Source organism: Nostoc sp. ChiQUE02, from assembly GCF_034531305.2.
GTDB lineage: Bacteria > Cyanobacteriota > Cyanobacteriia > Cyanobacteriales > Nostocaceae > Nostoc.
This window is the reverse complement of record NZ_JAVRBN020000042.1, coordinates 43016-60310: the sequence shown is the minus strand read 5'-3', so window position 1 is coordinate 60310 and position 17295 is coordinate 43016. Positions and strand designations below refer to the sequence as shown.

Annotated in this window: 14 protein-coding genes and 3 pseudogenes; 8 read left to right on the top strand and 9 right to left on the bottom strand. The window is 40.8% G+C overall.

Features of this window, described 5'->3' with window-relative positions; all coding sequences use genetic code 11:
* A pseudogene (locus RM347_RS29050) lies at positions 1-861 on the top strand (hypothetical protein); the annotation flags it as partial.
* Between the two features lie 609 nt (positions 862-1470).
* Here RM347_RS29050 and RM347_RS29045 read toward each other — a convergent pair.
* From RM347_RS29045 to RM347_RS29030, 4 genes are all read right to left on the bottom strand, one after another.
* A complete protein-coding gene (locus RM347_RS29045) occupies positions 1471-2409 on the bottom strand; it encodes an ABC transporter permease (RefSeq protein ID WP_322720270.1) in 939 nt (312 codons plus the stop codon).
* A gap of 65 nt (positions 2410-2474) precedes the next feature.
* On the bottom strand, positions 2475-3533 hold the full coding sequence (locus RM347_RS29040) for an ABC transporter permease (RefSeq protein WP_322720271.1): 1059 nt from the start codon (positions 3531-3533) through the stop codon (positions 2475-2477).
* Positions 3530-4999 carry an ABC transporter ATP-binding protein gene (locus tag RM347_RS29035; RefSeq protein ID WP_322720272.1) on the bottom strand — a complete coding sequence of 490 codons (1470 nt, stop codon included), beginning with the start codon at positions 4997-4999 and terminating at the stop codon, positions 3530-3532. Before RM347_RS29035 ends, RM347_RS29040 begins: the two co-directional genes overlap by 4 nt.
* A 219-nt stretch (positions 5000-5218) precedes the next feature.
* Positions 5219-6277 (bottom strand): BMP family protein, encoded by a 1059-nt coding sequence (locus RM347_RS29030; protein ID WP_322720273.1) that lies wholly within the window; start codon positions 6275-6277, stop codon positions 5219-5221.
* Between the two features lie 216 nt (positions 6278-6493).
* Here RM347_RS29030 and RM347_RS29025 point away from each other — a divergent pair.
* Positions 6494-6728 (top strand): annotated as a pseudogene (locus tag RM347_RS29025) (DUF938 domain-containing protein); the annotation flags it as partial.
* Positions 6616-6939 carry a hypothetical protein gene (locus RM347_RS29020; protein WP_428850628.1) on the top strand — a complete coding sequence of 108 codons (324 nt, stop codon included), beginning with the start codon at positions 6616-6618 and terminating at the stop codon, positions 6937-6939. The pseudogene RM347_RS29025 and the gene RM347_RS29020, both read left to right, overlap by 113 nt.
* Before the next feature lie 23 nt (positions 6940-6962).
* Here RM347_RS29020 and RM347_RS29015 read toward each other — a convergent pair whose 3' ends face one another.
* Positions 6963-7100: a hypothetical protein gene (locus RM347_RS29015; protein WP_322720274.1), complete on the bottom strand. Its 138-nt coding sequence runs from the start codon at positions 7098-7100 to the stop codon at positions 6963-6965.
* Between the two features lie 2 nt (positions 7101-7102).
* On the opposite strand from RM347_RS29015, the gene RM347_RS29010 reads away from it, so the two are divergent.
* Both RM347_RS29010 and RM347_RS29005 read left to right on the top strand, forming a co-directional pair.
* Positions 7103-7318, top strand: coding sequence for a hypothetical protein (locus tag RM347_RS29010; RefSeq protein ID WP_322720275.1), 216 nt, complete (start codon positions 7103-7105; stop codon positions 7316-7318).
* A gap of 233 nt (positions 7319-7551) precedes the next feature.
* A complete protein-coding gene (locus RM347_RS29005) occupies positions 7552-8583 on the top strand; it encodes a WD40 repeat domain-containing protein (protein WP_322720276.1) in 1032 nt (343 codons plus the stop codon).
* A gap of 209 nt (positions 8584-8792) precedes the next feature.
* Here RM347_RS29005 and RM347_RS29000 read toward each other — a convergent pair whose 3' ends face one another.
* The 4 genes from RM347_RS29000 to RM347_RS28985 all read right to left on the bottom strand — a co-directional run bounded on the left by RM347_RS29000 (position 8793) and on the right by RM347_RS28985 (position 11693).
* Positions 8793-9410 carry a type IV pilin-like G/H family protein gene (locus RM347_RS29000; protein ID WP_322720277.1) on the bottom strand — a complete coding sequence of 206 codons (618 nt, stop codon included), beginning with the start codon at positions 9408-9410 and terminating at the stop codon, positions 8793-8795.
* Between the two features lie 328 nt (positions 9411-9738).
* Positions 9739-10113 carry an antibiotic biosynthesis monooxygenase family protein gene (locus RM347_RS28995; protein ID WP_322720278.1) on the bottom strand — a complete coding sequence of 125 codons (375 nt, stop codon included), beginning with the start codon at positions 10111-10113 and terminating at the stop codon, positions 9739-9741.
* Positions 10114-10437: 324 nt separating this feature from the next.
* On the bottom strand, positions 10438-10728 hold the full coding sequence (locus tag RM347_RS28990; protein WP_322720279.1) for a hypothetical protein: 291 nt from the start codon (positions 10726-10728) through the stop codon (positions 10438-10440).
* A 5-nt stretch (positions 10729-10733) separates the two neighbouring features.
* Positions 10734-11693: a ParM/StbA family protein gene (locus RM347_RS28985; RefSeq protein ID WP_322720280.1), complete on the bottom strand. Its 960-nt coding sequence runs from the start codon at positions 11691-11693 to the stop codon at positions 10734-10736.
* 948 nt (positions 11694-12641) lie between these two features.
* Here RM347_RS28985 and RM347_RS28980 point away from each other — a divergent pair.
* From RM347_RS28980 to recD2, 3 genes and pseudogenes are all read left to right on the top strand, one after another.
* Positions 12642-13505 carry a ParA family protein gene (locus RM347_RS28980; protein ID WP_094331605.1) on the top strand — a complete coding sequence of 288 codons (864 nt, stop codon included), beginning with the start codon at positions 12642-12644 and terminating at the stop codon, positions 13503-13505.
* Positions 13505-14668, top strand: a complete 1164-nt coding sequence (locus tag RM347_RS28975) for a ParB/RepB/Spo0J family partition protein (RefSeq protein ID WP_322720281.1) — start codon at positions 13505-13507, stop codon at positions 14666-14668. The genes RM347_RS28980 and RM347_RS28975 overlap by 1 nt, the downstream gene beginning before the upstream one ends.
* Positions 14669-15007: 339 nt before the next feature.
* Positions 15008-17277: pseudogene (recD2, locus tag RM347_RS28970) on the top strand (SF1B family DNA helicase RecD2).
* The last annotated feature ends 18 nt before the right edge of the window (positions 17278-17295 follow it).

Below are 17295 nucleotides of genomic sequence, written 5' to 3'. Positions count from 1 at the left end.
TTAATGATGCATGGTGACACCAATGTTTTACCCGTGGATACTTGCATTGATGCGATGAGAGGATATGGTCGAACTCACACCACTAGAGCTTATCAACCTTACAAACAGTATGGATTTAAACAGGGTGATATAGCTCTAGCTACAGGCATTGGGAAACAAGTCGCCTTTCGAGTCGGTAAGCAGTATCAAATCACACCTGATATGATTGCTGACCCCGTTTATCAACAGCAATGGGCTGACATGGAAAAGCACTCACCCAAAGCATTACCAGAATTATTCACGGAAAAACAGCAGGTGTGGGGACTACATCTAGAGCCATTGGGGGATTATGTGGAGGGTTTTATAGTCCCGTTTCCTGAACCACAAAATAGAGCCGCACCCAACCAAACAGTCCAAACTCAATCAGTTACTATTGATGACTTGAGAAATTGGTATAATGCCGCAGATAAGTTAGGGAAGTCGGAGAATTACAAAAAACGCATTGTAGAAGTGGCAAATGGGTTTAAAGCTGGTGAGCAATTATCAGCCGAAGCGTTGACAGTAATGAATCAAGATACATTTGAGCTTGAAAGAATCAGTCGGTTGACTCAAATTGCTCAAAGGATTGGCATGGTCTGGGGTAAGTCTGATGAAAATGGTACTCAAGTTCAAGGAAAGATTTATGACTTGGCTTTCAATACCCAGCAGAGAAATTTAACTATTTCGCAGAAAAATGGAGAGGTAATTTTAAACTTGCAATCTGGTCAGGTAAAGACTAATAAACTAACTCCACAGATATTACAAAGTTTTGAAGATGTTAATACTCAAATTGATGAAATATTAGCTAAATCTCAAACACAAAAAGTAGACTTACAAAGATAGATTGTAAGAATTCAGCACCCAGGAGTCAGAAGCCAGAATTTATCAGGAATCTAGAATGATTGGTATATTTATTCATCAAATGTTCTCCTGATTCTTTAACTATTCAGTCCTTCTGAATTCAGAAGGACTGAATTCTTCCCGCAAAATACAACAAAGAATTTCGTGCCAAACTTGGTTTATCGGCAAATGAATGAATTATTGATAGTAGACCCTTACCACTTGAGTTTGAGCGCTACAAATCTTAAACCCGGTTATACGAAGTAAAATTATAGAAGTTAAACACTCTTGAAAATGACCGACGCACCTTTCCCTAACCGACTAGACCGTATTGAGCAAATAATCTTGGGTGTAGCTGAAAGACAAGCAAACACGCAGGCACATCTTGTTGCAGTTGATTAGAAATAATTCTTGAGATGCGTAAGCAGTAAACCCTAGATTTTAACGTGTCGCGGAAGTCCCCATCTTCAATGTACTCATAAGGTGGGGATAGGGAGCGGGGGATGAGGATTACATCTGATATTGATTTATTGCCAAGCATTAACAAATATTAGTACATAAGGATTCAATCTTATTTAGTGCTGTTTTTGAGTTCGTCGAAGGAACGTTTTTTTAGTCTGACTGGCGATTTTCTCCAAAGTAGGGAGTACCTAAAGCTTTAGGAGGTGTAGATTTTCCCGCTAATCCCACTAATGCCAATAAAGCGATCGCATAAGGTAGCATGACTAAAAATTGGTAAGGGATATTTGCCCCTAATGCCTGAATTCGCAGTTGTAAAGCTTCTGTAGCCCCAAATAGCAAACAAGCTAAAGCACTACCTATAGGATGCCATCTGCCAAAAATTAATGCTGCGATCGCAATAAATCCTTTACCAGCACTCATCCCCTCTGCAAAAAATCTTACTTGTACGAGAGTTAAATAAGCACCTCCTAAACTCGCAAGACAGCCACTAATCACCACAGCGATATAACGAACAAATGCTACAGAAATACCTGCTGTGTCAGCAGCTTTCGGAGATTCTCCCACTGCCCGCAATGTCAATCCAAAGCTAGTTTTAAATAAAATGTATGTAGTTAAAATGACTAAGATAAATAATAAGTATACTAAAAAATCTGACTGAAATAGTAGCGGCCCGATTAGGAGAATATTGGCTAAACCAGGAATAGTAATTGCCCCAATTCCAGGTAACTGCTGCGTACTACTGCCACTAAACACTAACCGGGCTAAAAACGATGTTAATCCAGCTGCAACGAGATTAATTGCTAGCCCAGATACCAATTGATCGACACGCAAAGTTACACACAAAACAGCATGGAGTAGTCCGACTAATCCACCTGCAATTAAGGAAGCGAGGATACCAAGCCAGGGATTACCTATGTAGAAAGTGGCAGCAGCAGCAGTAAAAGCACCTATAAGCAACATTCCTTCTAAGGCGATATTTAAGACGCCCGCTCGTTCCGAGTACAATCCTCCAAGGGCTGCAAATGCTAGGGGGACGGCTAGGCGTAAGGTAGCGATTAAGTAATCGGAGAAGAAGTTGAAATTATTCATGGAGTTATTTTTAAACGCAGAGGGAAGCGCAAAGTATCGCAGAGTTTTCTTTGTGTTCCTCTGCGTTAAACCTCCGCGTCCCTCTGCGTTTTTACTCTTATTTCTCTTTCGACTGCGAGACTGATAGCAATAAATAACACCATAAACCCCTGAATCGCGTAAACTACTGTTACCGGTACACCTGCACTACGCTGCATCACATTTGCACCACTGCGAAGCGCTGCAAAAAACAAAGAAGTTAAGACTACACCGACAACACTACCACGACTTAAAAAAGCGATCGCAATGGCATCAAATCCGTAACCTGGTGAAACTTGTTCAAATAGCCGATATTTCAACCCCATCACCTCACAACTCCCAGCCAACCCAGCTAAACCACCTGAAAAAGCCATCACCAGCATAATGGTACGTTCAACAGATATGTGGGCATAACGGGCAGCAATCGGGTTAAATCCCACTGCTGTAATTTGATAACCTAGCGGCGATCGCACTAACAATACCCATAAAATACCTGCGGCAATTAAACCGAATAAAATCCCAGCATGGGCAAGGCTTTGCGGTAAGAGAATCGGCAAACGCGATGTTTTAGCAATTAATGGCGAATAAGGACTAGGCGCACCTGTGGCCATTAATGGGTTTTGTACGAGGTAGCTAACTAAATTCACCGCGATATAGTTGAGCAATAATGTAGTAATTACCTCATTCACTCCGCGCATGGCTTTGAGATAACCAGGAATCCAACCCCAAACTGCACCAAAGAAAAATCCTGCCAAAAGTGCTAAGGGGATATGAATCACCGCAGGTAATCCTTGCACATATAACCCAATTAAAGTACTTCCCAATGCACCCAGATAAATTTGTCCTTCTCCACCGATATTAAATTGCCCAGCCCGCAATGCTACTAACACGCCCAAACTAGCGAACAATAGCGGTGTCATTTTGGTGAGGGTGTTACCAAATCCAAAGTAGGTAGAGATAGATTCTTGAAATAAAATGCTGTATGCGGTGATGGGATTTGCCCCAGCAATTAGTATGAGGATAGCACCGACGATAAGGGCGGAGGTGATCGCAATTAGGGGTGATAGGATTGGTGACAGTAATTTCATACGATTAGTTGGGATCATTGATTAACCCCACCAGCCATCAACAAACCAATTTCTTCCACCTTCGCCGTAGCTGCATCCAAAATAGCCACAAACTCACCTCTGTAGATTATGGCAATGCGATCGCTCATTGCCATCACTTCTTCTAACTCAGTAGAAATATATAAAATTGCGGCACCGCGATCGCGTTCTGTTAAGATTCGAGACTGGACGGCTACTGTCGCCCCTACATCTAACCCTCTTGTGGGTTGCATAGCGATAATTAAAGCTGGTGTTAGCGCCAGTTCTCGCGCTAACACCACTTTTTGTTGATTTCCTCCCGAAAGCTGACTTACCTTGATATAAATCCCATTCGCCCGAATGTCAAACTCTTGCATTGCAGCTTGGGCACGATTAGCGATCGCTTCTGGTTGTAACAAAAAACGGCGACAAAATGGCAGATATTTAAAAGCTTTTAAAATCAAATTTTGGGCGATGCTAAATTGTAACACCAATCCCATTGTCTGCCTATCTTCTGGAATGTAGCCCACTGAGGAATGCTTGGGCGTAAACTCAATTTTACCCTGCTTAATAGTCCGCACAAAAGCAATGGCATCAGCTAATTCTCGCTGTCCATTCCCAGCGACACCAGCAATTCCTAAAATTTCTCCCGCCCGCAGTTCAAAAGATACATTATTTACAGCAGGAATATTTCTTTCATCAGCAACTTGTAAATTTTGCACCGATAGAATGATTTCTCCTGGTAATGTAGGACTTTTATTTAACTGTAAACTTACCTCACGTCCTACCATTAATGTTGCTAACTGCTGAGGTGTCGCTGCTGAAGTTAATATTGTTGCTACTACCTTTCCCTGGCGCAGAACTGTTACTGAATCACAGAGATTCATTACCTCTTCTAATTTATGACTGATAAAAATGATTGTGTTACCTGCGGCTGCCAATTGTCGCAAGATAGCAATTAATGATTCTACTTCTGTCCGTGTCAAAACTGCTGTAGGTTCATCAAGAATCAACAACTTTGCTCTCCGGTAGAGAACTTTGAGAATTTCTACCCGTTGTTGTGCCCCAACAGATAAATTTTCAACTTTGGCAGTGGGGTCAATTTCTAATCCATAAGCTTGGGATAATGCGGCAATTTGTTGCTGTTTATCTTGTAAATTTAGCCGCCAAGTTTTCTCCATCCCTAAGATGATATTTTCTGTGACAGTCAATTGAGGTATAAGCATGAAGTGTTGGTAAATCATACCAATACCTAATTTAATTGCCTCATTTGGTGAAGTAATTTTTATTGGTTTTTCTTGGAGATAAATCTCCCCAGCATCAGGTTGATAGAGTCCACTAATAATATTCATTAAAGTACTCTTACCTGCGCCATTTTCGCCTAGTATTGCGTGAATAGTTCCAGATGCAACAGAGAGATTGATATTGTCATTAGCAATAAAAGACCCAAAGCGTTTGGTAATATTGTTTAAGCGTAAATAGTTCATATTCACAAAACTGATAGCTCGTAGTGAGGACTTTAGTAAACCTCTTGCAAAAATCCCTAACACCCCTCGCCTTGCCCCCATTGTAGAGACGCGATTCATCGCGTCTAAAATACAAAACCATTAGACAGACGCGGTAACTCGTTGCACATTAGACAGACGCGATAAATCGCCGTCTCTACAAAGACAATTATTCTTGTTTTTTAATCTAGTCTACCAAACCTATGTTGTTGCTTGCTTCACGCAGCGCGTATCCTTACCAGCCTCTTTACAATCTTCAAAAACGATTTTTTTATTAACAATCTTTTGCTTTGCATTCAATACCTTTTGCTTAACCACTTCCGGCACAATTGCCCCAAACTTACCTAAAAATAATATATCTGGTCTTTCTAAACCAATTGTATATATTTGTCCCTTGAGTTGTTTTTGTTTAGCTAATTCTGCTATGTAAACTATCGCTAAATCTAAGCGTTTTACAGCGCTGGTTAAAACAGCTTTTGGTGCAACATCTAATTGATCCTTAGTGTTACCAAAAGCATATACTCCTTTTTCACCTGCTGTTTGTAAGACTGCTGCTGAGGCGTTATCTAACCATTGATAGATGACATCAGCCCCAGAAGAAATTAATGCAAGCGTCGCTTCCTTGGCTTTGGCAACATCATTCCAATCACCTGTAAAAGTAGAGGTAATTTGGATATTTGGTTTAACAGACTTTGCTCCTAATTCAAATCCCCGGAGTTCTCCCTCGGTAGCGGGGAACTTCTCTCCAGTAATATAAGATAATTTATTAGATTTAGTGACAGAAGCACCGATAATGCCACATAAATAACTAGCTTGTAGGTGATCTATTCGTAAAGAAGCAATATTCTCAGCCTTAAGATTACCATTCACACCCACAAAAAATGTGTTGGGGAACTGTGAGGCAACTTGTTCAATTGCGGTATCAAATTGTCCGCCATGTGCGAAGATGAGATTGTAGCCTTTACGAGCAAAATCTGTTAATACTTCTGTTTGATCTGCTTGTGCTACTTTTTCTACATAGGCGGTTTCTGCACCTAGCTTTTGTTTTGCTAGATTAATTCCTTCATAACCAGATTGATTCCAGCCTTTGTCAGTAATCATTCCAGGGAGAGCGATCGCTATTTTAAACTCTTCAGTACCACCCGTTGTTGTCGCTGTTGGTGTCGTCGGTTTATTACTGCAAGCTTGCACCACTAAGCTAGTAGCAAACGCTGCTGAACCAAACAAGATAAATTCACGCCGACTAAAGCTTGTTGTCATACCTCGCCTTCAGATAGATAGTTATTTCAAAACTCTAAAGTCGTAGGTTGACATACTCTGAAATAACTTAAAATAAACAATACTTTAGCACGCGATCTCTACACATAATGAAAAAAGAAATTATATATTATTGACTAAGTTATCTAAGGCTGACTTAGCTACTGATTCTGCTCGTGAAGATGTGATTTTCTGGTAGCGTAAGGTAGAAGGATACAGATGACACCACAAGACGCACGACAATATGCACCAGCAACCGAGCGTAACCGCGAACCAATTCTAGAAGTACTTTTACAAGTGTTGCCTTTAGTGGCACTATTTTAGAAATTCTTGTGGTACTGGTGAACACGCAGTCTTTTTTGCGTCCAGGCTCAGAGATTGTCTGTGGCTACCAACAGATGTTTTTCCACAATTACGAGCGAGTATTATTGCATGGACTGAACACAATGAATGTGTTGAAGAAGAATTCAGCTATTCACCAATTCAGGAGCAAAGCCGGAGACGTTTCCTGTCTTCTCCGGTCAGCAATCTTGACGCGACTCGAAAATACTCGCTACGCTTTGCTATCACGGACTCGCTTTCCACGTCGCTATCCACTTTTTCGGTCAGAATACCTTTCCTGTATTCTGACGACTGACGCATGTATTCTGATTGATAATTTTTAAAAATCATTATCCGTAAAGGGAACTTACGCGATCGCTTTGGTCGTTTGATTCAGATATGGGTCGATGGAGGTTATTGTGGTAAGGATTTCGCCCATTGGATTATTGATGTTTATAGGTGGATTTGGAGTGTTGTTACCCGCCACCAGCAACAGAAAATACATGAATGTCTACTGAGATTAATTTTCTTGAGACAGCTGTGCCTGTAATTGCTGTACTTGTTTTACGGTTAACCCTGTTACTCGCACAATCACTTCATTTTCTCCCTTGGTTAAATGGACTGGGGTCTACGGAAAGGGATCACACTCTCAATCAGGCGAACGCTGCTTTTGCTTGGTCAGGCTTCAAGGCTTTTACCATGCCAACCGCCGATATCTTCTAAATCTGCAACACCCTATAATTAAAATCAGGGGTAACAAAACGGACACTGTATTTCTCTCTACGAGACACTATAAGGCAGTACTATGTATCTGGAAATACATATTTTTCTGAGACATACATGAATATAATAGCTCGTACTTATAAGGTATGGGGCAAACAGTCTTTCCCTACACCCCACACCATCAACCCTGTTTGCGATCAATTCAACTACCTACCGAAAAGAGAAAAGAGCTGATGTTAGACAACTGGTTAAGCAAAAAACAGATATGGTTGCTGCGTGGTGTAGTGATTGTGATTTTTGTGATACAAGTCGGAGCATATTTCAGGAGCAGTTACCGAGCAACGAATATCTGCAAGTTGTCGCAGCCTCATTCCCAGTATTGCGATTTGACAGTAGTGCAGAAGTTAAGTGGAGTAGCAGAAGCGATCGCCCTTTCTTCTGATGGTCACACCCTAGTGGGCGGCGGTGGCAAAAGCTTTAGCGTCTGGCATCTGCCAAGTCAGCAGCCGCAATTAACTCTCAAAGGACACGCAAATGATATTTATGACCTTGCGCTTTCTTCTGATGGTCAGACTTTGGTGAGTGGGAGTTTAGATAAGACCATTAAGGTGTGGAATTTAGCGACGGGAAAACTCAAATTTACGCTCAAAGGGCATTCTGAAGTTGTTAATGCACTGGTGATCACACCCAATCAGCAAACAATTGTGAGTGCCAGTTCCGACAACACCATTAAGATATGGAATTTGGCGACTGGAAAATTAACAAGCACATTGGCACAAACACCGAATGCTGTAATCACTTTGGCGCTGAGTCCCGATGGCAAGACTTTGGTTAGTGGCGATTGGAGCAATCGCATCACTGTATGGGATCTGGCAACTGGACGAAAGCGCACCACTTTGACTGGACATTATGGTGCAGTATCTGCTTTAGCCATTAGTCGTGACGGTCAGTTGCTCGCTAGTGGTAGTGCCAAGCAGGTAAAAGTGTGGAACCTGACAACAGAAAAATTGTTGCAGGATTTTGGGGGCTTTTATTTTCCACAGATCACCATCGCCTTTAGTCCTGATGGGCAATCTTTAATTGCTGGTGGAGGATATAAACCATATCGGGTTTGGAATCTGGTAACAGGAAATATGGAAGCAACTCTGCCCGATGTTAGCAACTGGTCAGGGGCAATGGTATTTAGTAGGGATGGCAAGACTTTGTTTAGTGGAACACAGGACGGAATTACAGAGTGGAAATTTCCTGCACCAAACCACCCGTAAAAAAATGTTTGGAAAGTTATTAGAGTCTTGCGCTTGAGCTATTCGTCTGGTTTTAAAACTTCCAACTTCGGGCAAGTGAGAGTACTGTATCTGCCAAACTAAAATCTCGTTTGTGTTCGCATACGAATTGATCTAATCGTGGATTTTGTCCTTGAAAATCCACCAGTGAACTGGAGATTTTATCTGTGTCATTTCTCCGATTATCATTATTAAATGCTAGCCCGATTCTGCTGATATTTTTGAGGAATTCTAGTGGCAAGTTGTTTGGGTTTCTGCAATTTTATAGTTCCCGAACCACAAGTAATAATACCATTTTGATAAATAGGATCGCTTAAGTGGATAGTGCCTGGTAATTTGTTTTGACATATAATTGCGAAAGTTGTTAGTTTATTTTTAGAATTTTTAGTATTAGGTACAATAAATACACCACTAACATAACCTATTACTGGTATTTTTACGAACCATCCCTTTTTTACATACTCTCGTCGGGGATTTGCATAATTGAATGCAGAGATTGGGGTTATTTTTATAGAATAGTTATAGTTTTTTGACGAGTTTAACATTTGTTCTTTAAGAGCAATATCTATTTCATGAATCGACTTACTAAAAATGCCATTATGCTCTAAAAAGTATCTCTGCTGACCACGAGTCATCATGCCAACTGAAGCCAGTCCTACTGATGATGTATCCCAACTTTCATTACTAAAATTTAAAGGGAATAAATTATATAAAAATGGTGGCAATATAATCCAGACAAAAGAAATAAATGCTAGCAAAAATAGAGCCTTGAATTGTGTTTTTTTATCAAGTTTTAAGAAAAGATTCATGACTATTTTCTGTCTGAGATAATTTGTTTTGTTAACGAACACTCTGAAGTCTTTAACACAACCTTTTAGTTCAAGTTTTCCCATAGTAGAGGCTTTTCTAACAACTTACTGACCGCAGAGAAGGTGTTTTCTCTTCTGGAGTTTGTATTTTCTGAACACCTCTGACCAATTACGGTCTGCCCTACCCGACTTGTGAGAATTCCGCTTCTCGTCTAGCCTACCGGGGGTTCGACTGCCCCAAGACTCACAAATCGTTTTTATTCGTTCCCTCGGAGAGATTGATAGTTCCGTTAGGCGTGGTCATTTCAACTACTGGATTCCCTTGACTCTAGCCGTTAACATCAACTTCTATGTCATTTCCAGCAAAGGCACGAATAGCATTGCGTGACTCCCAATAAGAGATGACAGTGAACTCTGTAATTGTGCCATTAGTACGACGAAATACTTGCGCTCCAAGATTACCAGGAATCGATTGAATTTTTTTGATTCCAGCTTCAGTTAAATATTTATAATATTCGTCTGCTTTATTGGTGAATGTTTGACCATGCCAAATACGTGCAACTACTGTTTTGGATTGGGCGGTACTACCATTAATTTTAGATGGAACTGCGCTAGGATCAGTCTGTGCAACTGCTACACAAGGTAAAGAACCAATTAATAGTGCAGAGCCAAGAAATATGCCGAAAATTTTTTCTCTTCTCATTGTAAATCTTTTGCTAAAGTTAGAAGATTTGAATGATGATATTTCTTTATAAGATTGTCAGGCTTACAAAATAGATTACAAGATATCGGTTACAGTCGCAAAGGGCTATCTTGTTGGGGGTAGGCGTTGGATGTAGTGTTAAGAAAATTGAATTTTAGTGCATCAAATAGGACAACATCTTCTTCCTTTCCTACGCCCCACACGCTATACCCTATACCCTTTCATCCAGGAAGACCAGGAATTTACGCAAAACAAGCGTGCCATTCCCCTTTCCACCTTTAAGGCTAATTCCCCTTCTTTACCGTTGTCAATTTCATTTGACGGTTACAAATCAAAATCAAGGCTGAATGTTTCTCCATCAGAATTTTCTTCTTCCTCCTCTGTAAATGAAGTTGCAGTCCTTGAAAAGAGTTTATTATCTTCTGTATTAATCGGGGTGAAAGCTACTTGTTGTGTGGGAAATGCACCCTTTCTGAAAGCAAAATAGCAATCAATAATAAAATAAAGCGTCTCCAGGTAACTTTTACCTAGTTGCTGTGATTCGGCAAATATCCGCTCTCGGTAGCTATCTTTGATCCGAACTTTTTCTGGAGTTAAGTCAAGTTTGTCTGCCATTGCGATCACTTAATAGATGTAGATGCTGAATTCTTGCTGCTGATGGTCTTTGCCATCTCTAAAAGCCCAAAGACATTGGCTTCTACTGGATTGTCGAGAATCTTGAAACCGTTCTTCTCTAACAATTTTTTAAATCCTGGTAACAGACAGCCTCCACCAATCGCCCAGATTTCATCCCCTTGGTGCTTGGCATCCAGTGTCAGATTCACCACTTTCTTTAAGTATTTTTCATACCAATCTTTCAAGCAAGCGCTGTATATATCTTTAATATCGATGTCACGGCTGTACCTAGTATGCCCCATTTCCAGACAGAACCGAATCTTGGAAGCATCCCCAATTTTTCCACCATTTAAATGTTTCATTTTTTGGGAGATATCATCGATGAGAACTTCTACACCGATGGGGTAGGCAGTGTGAACTTCTCGCTGACCCCGGTTGTAACGAGAATACAGGGTCGTACCATTGCCAAAGTCTAAAATGGTTAACTTTTTGGGTAGTGGATGCCCAAACAATGCACCCATCCCCTCTAGCACAACTTTGATGACTTCTACCTTCACGTCTGATTGTTTGCCAGCAAGTATTGGCTGATATTCTCCATTGAGTACTTTTTGCAATTCTTCAGCCAGACCAACATCATGTAAGCTGACGACTAATTTTAAGTGCCAAGCCTTACGGTGTGGGAGATGTGCCAATGCACCCAATAAAGTCAACAATGCATTATTGACTTTATTTTCATTATTGTCTGTGTTGCGGTCAAAATAATTCCCTGTCCGGTAAGCAGATTCTCCAACTGTATAAGCACTACCGTTAAAAACTACACGCCCTGGCACATCTTCCATCTCGGCATTGGTTATATAGCTCGGCACACGAACTACTTCAAACCCTTCGACTAAAAGTTTGAGACTTCCGTAACCGTTATCAAAACCCGCAGGAAAAATTTTTTGCAACGTGTGAATGTTTGACATAAAGACAAAGGTAATACACTTTGAGAAAGTGAAAATTATCTGTTTAAGTGATCTGCAAGGGCAAGAGAAAGAAGAATAAAATAACTATCCCTTTTTGATCCAGACTCAAGAGTTTATCATAAACCCTTGGGGGCTAAGTGGGGTACACAATATCAAAAAGTCAGATGTACCCCACTTAGCACCTATATACATCCTATATAGGGGTCAAAATGTCCCAAAAGTCCTAAGATATTGTTGGGGTATATATAGCCCCCATATAGCCCCCATGAGGAATTTTTGAAATCTTTTTTATCAATACAGCAGAAATTAATTTAGATAGTTGGCTGTTTGATTTATACTTTAATGCCTCTGTAAGATGTTCAAGGTGATAAGCGTGGTCTAGCATGATCGTGATTTTGGGGATAGCGACGGGTTTGACTGGAAATAAGCGATGTTGAGAGTTAATATCTCAATTAAACCTGCATCATTCGAGACATTCGCAGGGGTGCAGTGTGTAAAGAAGGGAAAGTTGGAGTAGCTAAAAAATATTGCTGGAATAACCTATAACTGCTGGATTTGAATCAAGAAGGGGCAACTGATCTACAAATGGGAGTGGAAAAGTTTAACCTTTATAATTGGCTAGTCCAATGCTATGTTCCTTTTTTTTCTGATATCTTCCCACAGTTACACTTCAAAGATGTTATTGATGGGCTACCGGTAGGTGCTAGAACAGTAGTAATTAGCGAATCTTAGAGCAGAAGAAATTAACCTTAGTCATATACAAGGTTATGAAACTAATGTTAGTTTCATAAACGATCCGTATATTATGTATCAAGTTGCCACTATCAAAGATTTGAGGAGCCTTGTTATGTAAAACAACCTTTTTATGAAATCACGATTTTTTTGAATTAACTCAGTTGTTGGTAATAAATAAAACTAAGAAAGATGTGAGTTTTAAAAGACATTGTAATGAAAAAGAAAACAGTTAAAAAGCAGATCCGGCTAACAATTGCTAGTAATGCAGGCGGGTCAGGTAAAACCACGGTAGCAACCCATTTAGCATATGCTGTAGGTGCCAAAGGTTACAAAGTTACCCTAATAGAACTCGATCAAAACGGCTCACTATGTATTTTTGCAAGGCTTGCACCAGCATCAATGGAGCAGTCTCTAGCTGCTGTCTTCAAAAAAACATTTACAGGTGACTACCCACTTGTTCCACTTTGGACAGAACATCTTTCCACGGTTACGGCTATTCAAGGAGGAAAATTTCTCGAAGAAAGCATTGCAGAAATATATAACTATAATCGCCGTCACTACACACTGAAAGATAGATTAGAAGATTTTCCCTTAAATAGCGATTTGATTATCTTTGATACTCCTGCTTCCTTAGAGCCTATGGGTTTGATTGCACTAGCAGCTTCTACACATGTGCTTGTTCCTATCAAACCAGAATATAAAGATACAGGAGCTTTCGCAGGTTTTTTAGATTGGTTCTATAGTAAAGTAGACGATTTGAGATTGAAACCTCAACCTGAAATATTAGGGTTTGTACCTACACGAGTAGATTTATATGGCGTTGGGGCACATCGAGATATTTTAGGTTTAGACAAAAAGGGCAACCTCAGAACTGATATTGAGCCTGAGAGAACTCTTCCCTTTCTAATTAAACAGATGGGAATCCGATGCTTTCCCTACATTCGAGAATCTAATTACTACCTTAAAGCTAGTGGTTCTGGATTACCCTTAAATTTATATCGACCTGGTTATGATGCTAGTGAAGACTTTAAACCTATTGTGACTAGCTTAATTAAATTGATGACAGAGGAACTGTAATGCCAAGTAAAAAACCTGTAGAAATTAGTCAACTGTTTGGCCAAGCAGGTCAGTCTCAGCAAATTCACCAACTTAAAAGTCAGATAGAGAAACTCGAAGTAGAAATTATACAGCTGCGAACAAATGTATTTAGTTCAGAAGAAAAAATTACATTAGAGCAACAAATTGAGCAACTCACTAATCAACTGGCTACTCAAGGAGGGATACATGAAATTGCAGTAAATCTTATAGATCCCGATCCGGCTCAACCGAGACAAACGTTTCCTCAATTAGTAATCCAAGAACGAGCAGAGAGTCTGCGTCGGCAAGGTCAGCAAAACCCAATAGTGCTTATTCCACAAATTGATGGACGCTACAAAATATTTGATGGAGAACTCAGATGGAGGTCAGCTCCACTTGCTGGAATGACAAAACTGAAAGCTGTCTTTCTACCTAAAGAAGAAACTTCAGATGAAGTCGTAGTTTTTGAGGGTCAACTGGTAAGTAGTATTCACTCACAAAAACTTCATGACCTTGACTTAGCAACTGCTCTTATTCGATTAATTATTTATAAATATCCGGATCTGAGCGGAAGAGAAGACGAGATTCCAAAGTTTTTGAATGCTTTCATTAACCGACTAGTCCGTAGCAAGAAGCTTCAATATCTCGCACTGATTAAAGATTCTGATTTGATGACACAACAAGAATGGCTAGAAACATCTGATTTCAAGGAACATGAGGAACATGAGATTGTCTCAGTTTTGTTAGGACTACAACTCAATCCGGTATCGATTAATAACAATATCTTTCCTCTTCTTAAAGTGACAGAAGACCTCAAAAATGTCATTCGCTCTGAAGGGTTAGAAACCAGCAAAGTAAGAGAACTCAATAAGTTATCCTCTGAACAGATGAAGATTGAAGAATCTAAAGCTCTGATGATTCGTACTCAGGTAACTCATCGAGTCATCGAAGAAAAACTATCATTGAGCCAAACTAAAACACTAGTTAAGCAAACCCTAGAGCAGTATAGTGCTTCTAATTCTGAAGCCAAGCAGAACAAACAGATGGACAAAACTATTAAGGATATCCAGTCAATAAATTTAAAAATATTGGAACAGACACGACTTATTAAACTACGCCAAGTCCTTCAGGAAAAGCTCGATGAGATTAAAACCCTGATGTAGTAAGCAGTTTTTGTAATTTGTAATATAGTTATCCCGGACAAAGTGAGTTACCAAGTCAAGGTGTCATATACTTTGTTCTAAACGTTTTTGCTCACCTCGTTGATAATAGGTATAACCAGCATCGCTTTACTGCGAAAGCTACCGCCCTCCTCCAGCACCCAAAAAATCAGTAGTTCCACTTAAGAAAAGGAAGCCTAGAACTATGACATATAAGAGTGATGAAGGGAAATTAGGGTGAGTTTTAGATGACACTAATGCTGGGTGTGTCATATAGTATTTATGTACTATAATTAACTGACTTCCAGTATTATAATAATGTGCGGCCTCTTCTAACAGGCAATGTCCACTCCCCCTAATCTTTCCCCTCAACAAGTAAGTGCCTTTCCTCAACACGAAACAATCACCGGAGTCGTAGAACGCCTAACTTTTTACTCTGCTGAATCGGGTTACACTGTGGCAAGGCTGACCCGTCCCCGTAGCACCGAACTCACAACAATTGTTGGCAGCTTTGCTAACATCCAGCCAGGGCAGACTTTACAACTAACTGGTTTCTGGCGTGACCATCCACAATTTGGCCCCCAGTTCCAAGTAGTCAACTACAAAGAAACCAAACCAGCTACTCTCACTGGAATTGAAAAATATTTGGGTAGTGGGCTGATTAAAGGTGTTGGGCCAGTAACAGCCAAGCGTATCGTCGCTCACTTCGGTTTAGAAACGCTCGACATCATCGAAAATCAGATTGAACGACTGATTGAAGTCCAGGGTATTGCCAAAAAGCGGATCACTCTCATTAAAAACGCCTGGTCAACTCAAAAAGCCATCAAAGAAGTGATGGTATTTCTCCAGGGGCATGGCGTTTCTACCACTTATGCTGTGAAGATTTACAAGCAATATAAAGATGAGGCGATACCTTCGGCACGTCTTCGACGAACGCTACTGTTACCAAAAACCCCTACCAGCTAGCAGCTGACATCTACGGTATTGGCTTTCTGACTGCTGACAAGATTGCGAGAAATATAGGAATTGCACCAGACTCAGAATTTCGTTACCGTGCGGGGATTATCCATTGCCTAAGTGAAGCTGCCGAAGATGGTCACTGTTACCTGCCACAAAGCGAACTGATTGAGTCGGTAATCAAACTGCTGACAACCGAATCTCATCAGCCCACAGAAGAAGCAATTGCACAAATCATCAAAGACATGGCTCTAACAGATGAACTGATTAGAGAGTGGGATGAGAATAAAACCCTACTTTGCTACAAACCGACTTACTTTCATACGGAACAGAATTTAGCTCAACTGATCCGCCAACGCTTAGAAAAGCCTGTTGATACTGACATTGAGCGTGTGCGTGATTGGATTAACCGCTTTACAGCCAGCCGTAAAATTCAGCTTTCAGAACAGCAACGCCAAGCTGTAGAAACAGCAGCCTACTCCAAAATCATGATCCTCACTGGTGGCCCTGGCGTTGGAAAAACCTTCACAACTCACACGATTGTCAGCCTGTGGAAAGCAATGGGTAAATCCATAGCCCTAGCTGCACCCACTGGACGCGCTGCTCAACGTTTGGGTGAAATAACTGGGTTGGAGGCTAAAACTATTCATCGCTTGTTAGAATTTGACCCGCGCTCAAGGGGTTTCAAGCGTGATAGCGAAAATCCTTTACCCCACACGGCAATTATCGCTGATGAAGCCAGTATGCTTGATTTATTTCTGGCTTACTCCTTAATTAAAGCAGTACTATCTGGCGCTCTACTGTTGTTGGTGGGTGACATTGACCAGTTACCATCTGTGGGCCCAGGTCAAATACTCGCTGATTTGATTAATTCTGGGCGAGTTCCCGTAGTACGGTTGACCCAGGTATTTCGCCAAGCTCAACAGAGCGCAATTATCACCGCCGCCCACCAGATTAATCGAGGAATTTATCCCACAATCGAGCCAATCTCCGACAATCCTGTGTCTGACTGTATTTGGCACGGCGGCGGACATCAGCCCGAACATGGTGTACAGGCAATCTGCGAGTTGATTAGCGATTTGATTCCACGGCTGGGTTTTAATCCTGCTACTGATGTGCAAGTACTTTGTCCAATGTCGCGGGGCTTGGTAGGGACTCGCAACCTTAATACTGTATTGCAGCAGTTGATTAATCCACCTACCCCCGACAAGGTGGAAATTAATAGAGGTGGGATGATACTGCGAGTTGGCGATCGCGTCATTCAACAAATGAATGATTACCAGCGTGAAGTCTTCAATGGAGATTTGGGAATTATCACCGACATTGATACTGTTGAACAAGAAGTAATTGTGCAGTATGGAGAGCGTACTGTGATTTACGACTATGCTGACCTGAATGAAATTACTTTAGCCTGGAGCGTTACTATACATAAAAGCCAGGGTTCAGAGTATCCGGTGGTGATTCTGCCAATTTATATGCAGCACTATATGATGTTGACCCGGAACCTGTTTTACACTGGTATAACTCGTGCCAAGAAGTTAGCGATCGTAGTTGGCGCAAAAAAAGCGATATCTCTAGCGGTGCGTTCTACTGATGACCAACGGCGGTACACAAGGTTACAGCAACGCTTGCTTCAGACAGGGCTGCATTGGTGAGATGTAATCTATTAGTGA

What these genes read in the sequence shown, in the direction of transcription:
- RM347_RS29045 (WP_322720270.1), bottom strand. Translation starts at nt 2,409, where the DNA reads ATGAATAATTTCAACTTCTTCTCCGATTACTTAATCGCTACCTTACGC.
- RM347_RS29040 (WP_322720271.1), bottom strand. Translation starts at nt 3,533, where the DNA reads ATGATCCCAACTAATCGTATGAAATTACTGTCACCAATCCTATCACCC.
- RM347_RS29035 (WP_322720272.1), bottom strand. Translation starts at nt 4,999, where the DNA reads ATGAACTATTTACGCTTAAACAATATTACCAAACGCTTTGGGTCTTTT.
- RM347_RS29030 (WP_322720273.1), bottom strand. Translation starts at nt 6,277, where the DNA reads ATGACAACAAGCTTTAGTCGGCGTGAATTTATCTTGTTTGGTTCAGCA.
- RM347_RS29015 (WP_322720274.1), bottom strand. Translation starts at nt 7,100, where the DNA reads ATGTATTTTCTGTTGCTGGTGGCGGGTAACAACACTCCAAATCCACCT.
- RM347_RS29010 (WP_322720275.1), top strand. Translation starts at nt 7,103, where the DNA reads ATGTCTACTGAGATTAATTTTCTTGAGACAGCTGTGCCTGTAATTGCT.
- RM347_RS29005 (WP_322720276.1), top strand. Translation starts at nt 7,552, where the DNA reads ATGTTAGACAACTGGTTAAGCAAAAAACAGATATGGTTGCTGCGTGGT.
- RM347_RS29000 (WP_322720277.1), bottom strand. Translation starts at nt 9,410, where the DNA reads ATGAATCTTTTCTTAAAACTTGATAAAAAAACACAATTCAAGGCTCTA.
- RM347_RS28995 (WP_322720278.1), bottom strand. Translation starts at nt 10,113, where the DNA reads ATGAGAAGAGAAAAAATTTTCGGCATATTTCTTGGCTCTGCACTATTA.
- RM347_RS28990 (WP_322720279.1), bottom strand. Translation starts at nt 10,728, where the DNA reads ATGGCAGACAAACTTGACTTAACTCCAGAAAAAGTTCGGATCAAAGAT.
- RM347_RS28985 (WP_322720280.1), bottom strand. Translation starts at nt 11,693, where the DNA reads ATGTCAAACATTCACACGTTGCAAAAAATTTTTCCTGCGGGTTTTGAT.
- RM347_RS28980 (WP_094331605.1), top strand. Translation starts at nt 12,642, where the DNA reads ATGAAAAAGAAAACAGTTAAAAAGCAGATCCGGCTAACAATTGCTAGT.
- RM347_RS28975 (WP_322720281.1), top strand. Translation starts at nt 13,505, where the DNA reads ATGCCAAGTAAAAAACCTGTAGAAATTAGTCAACTGTTTGGCCAAGCA.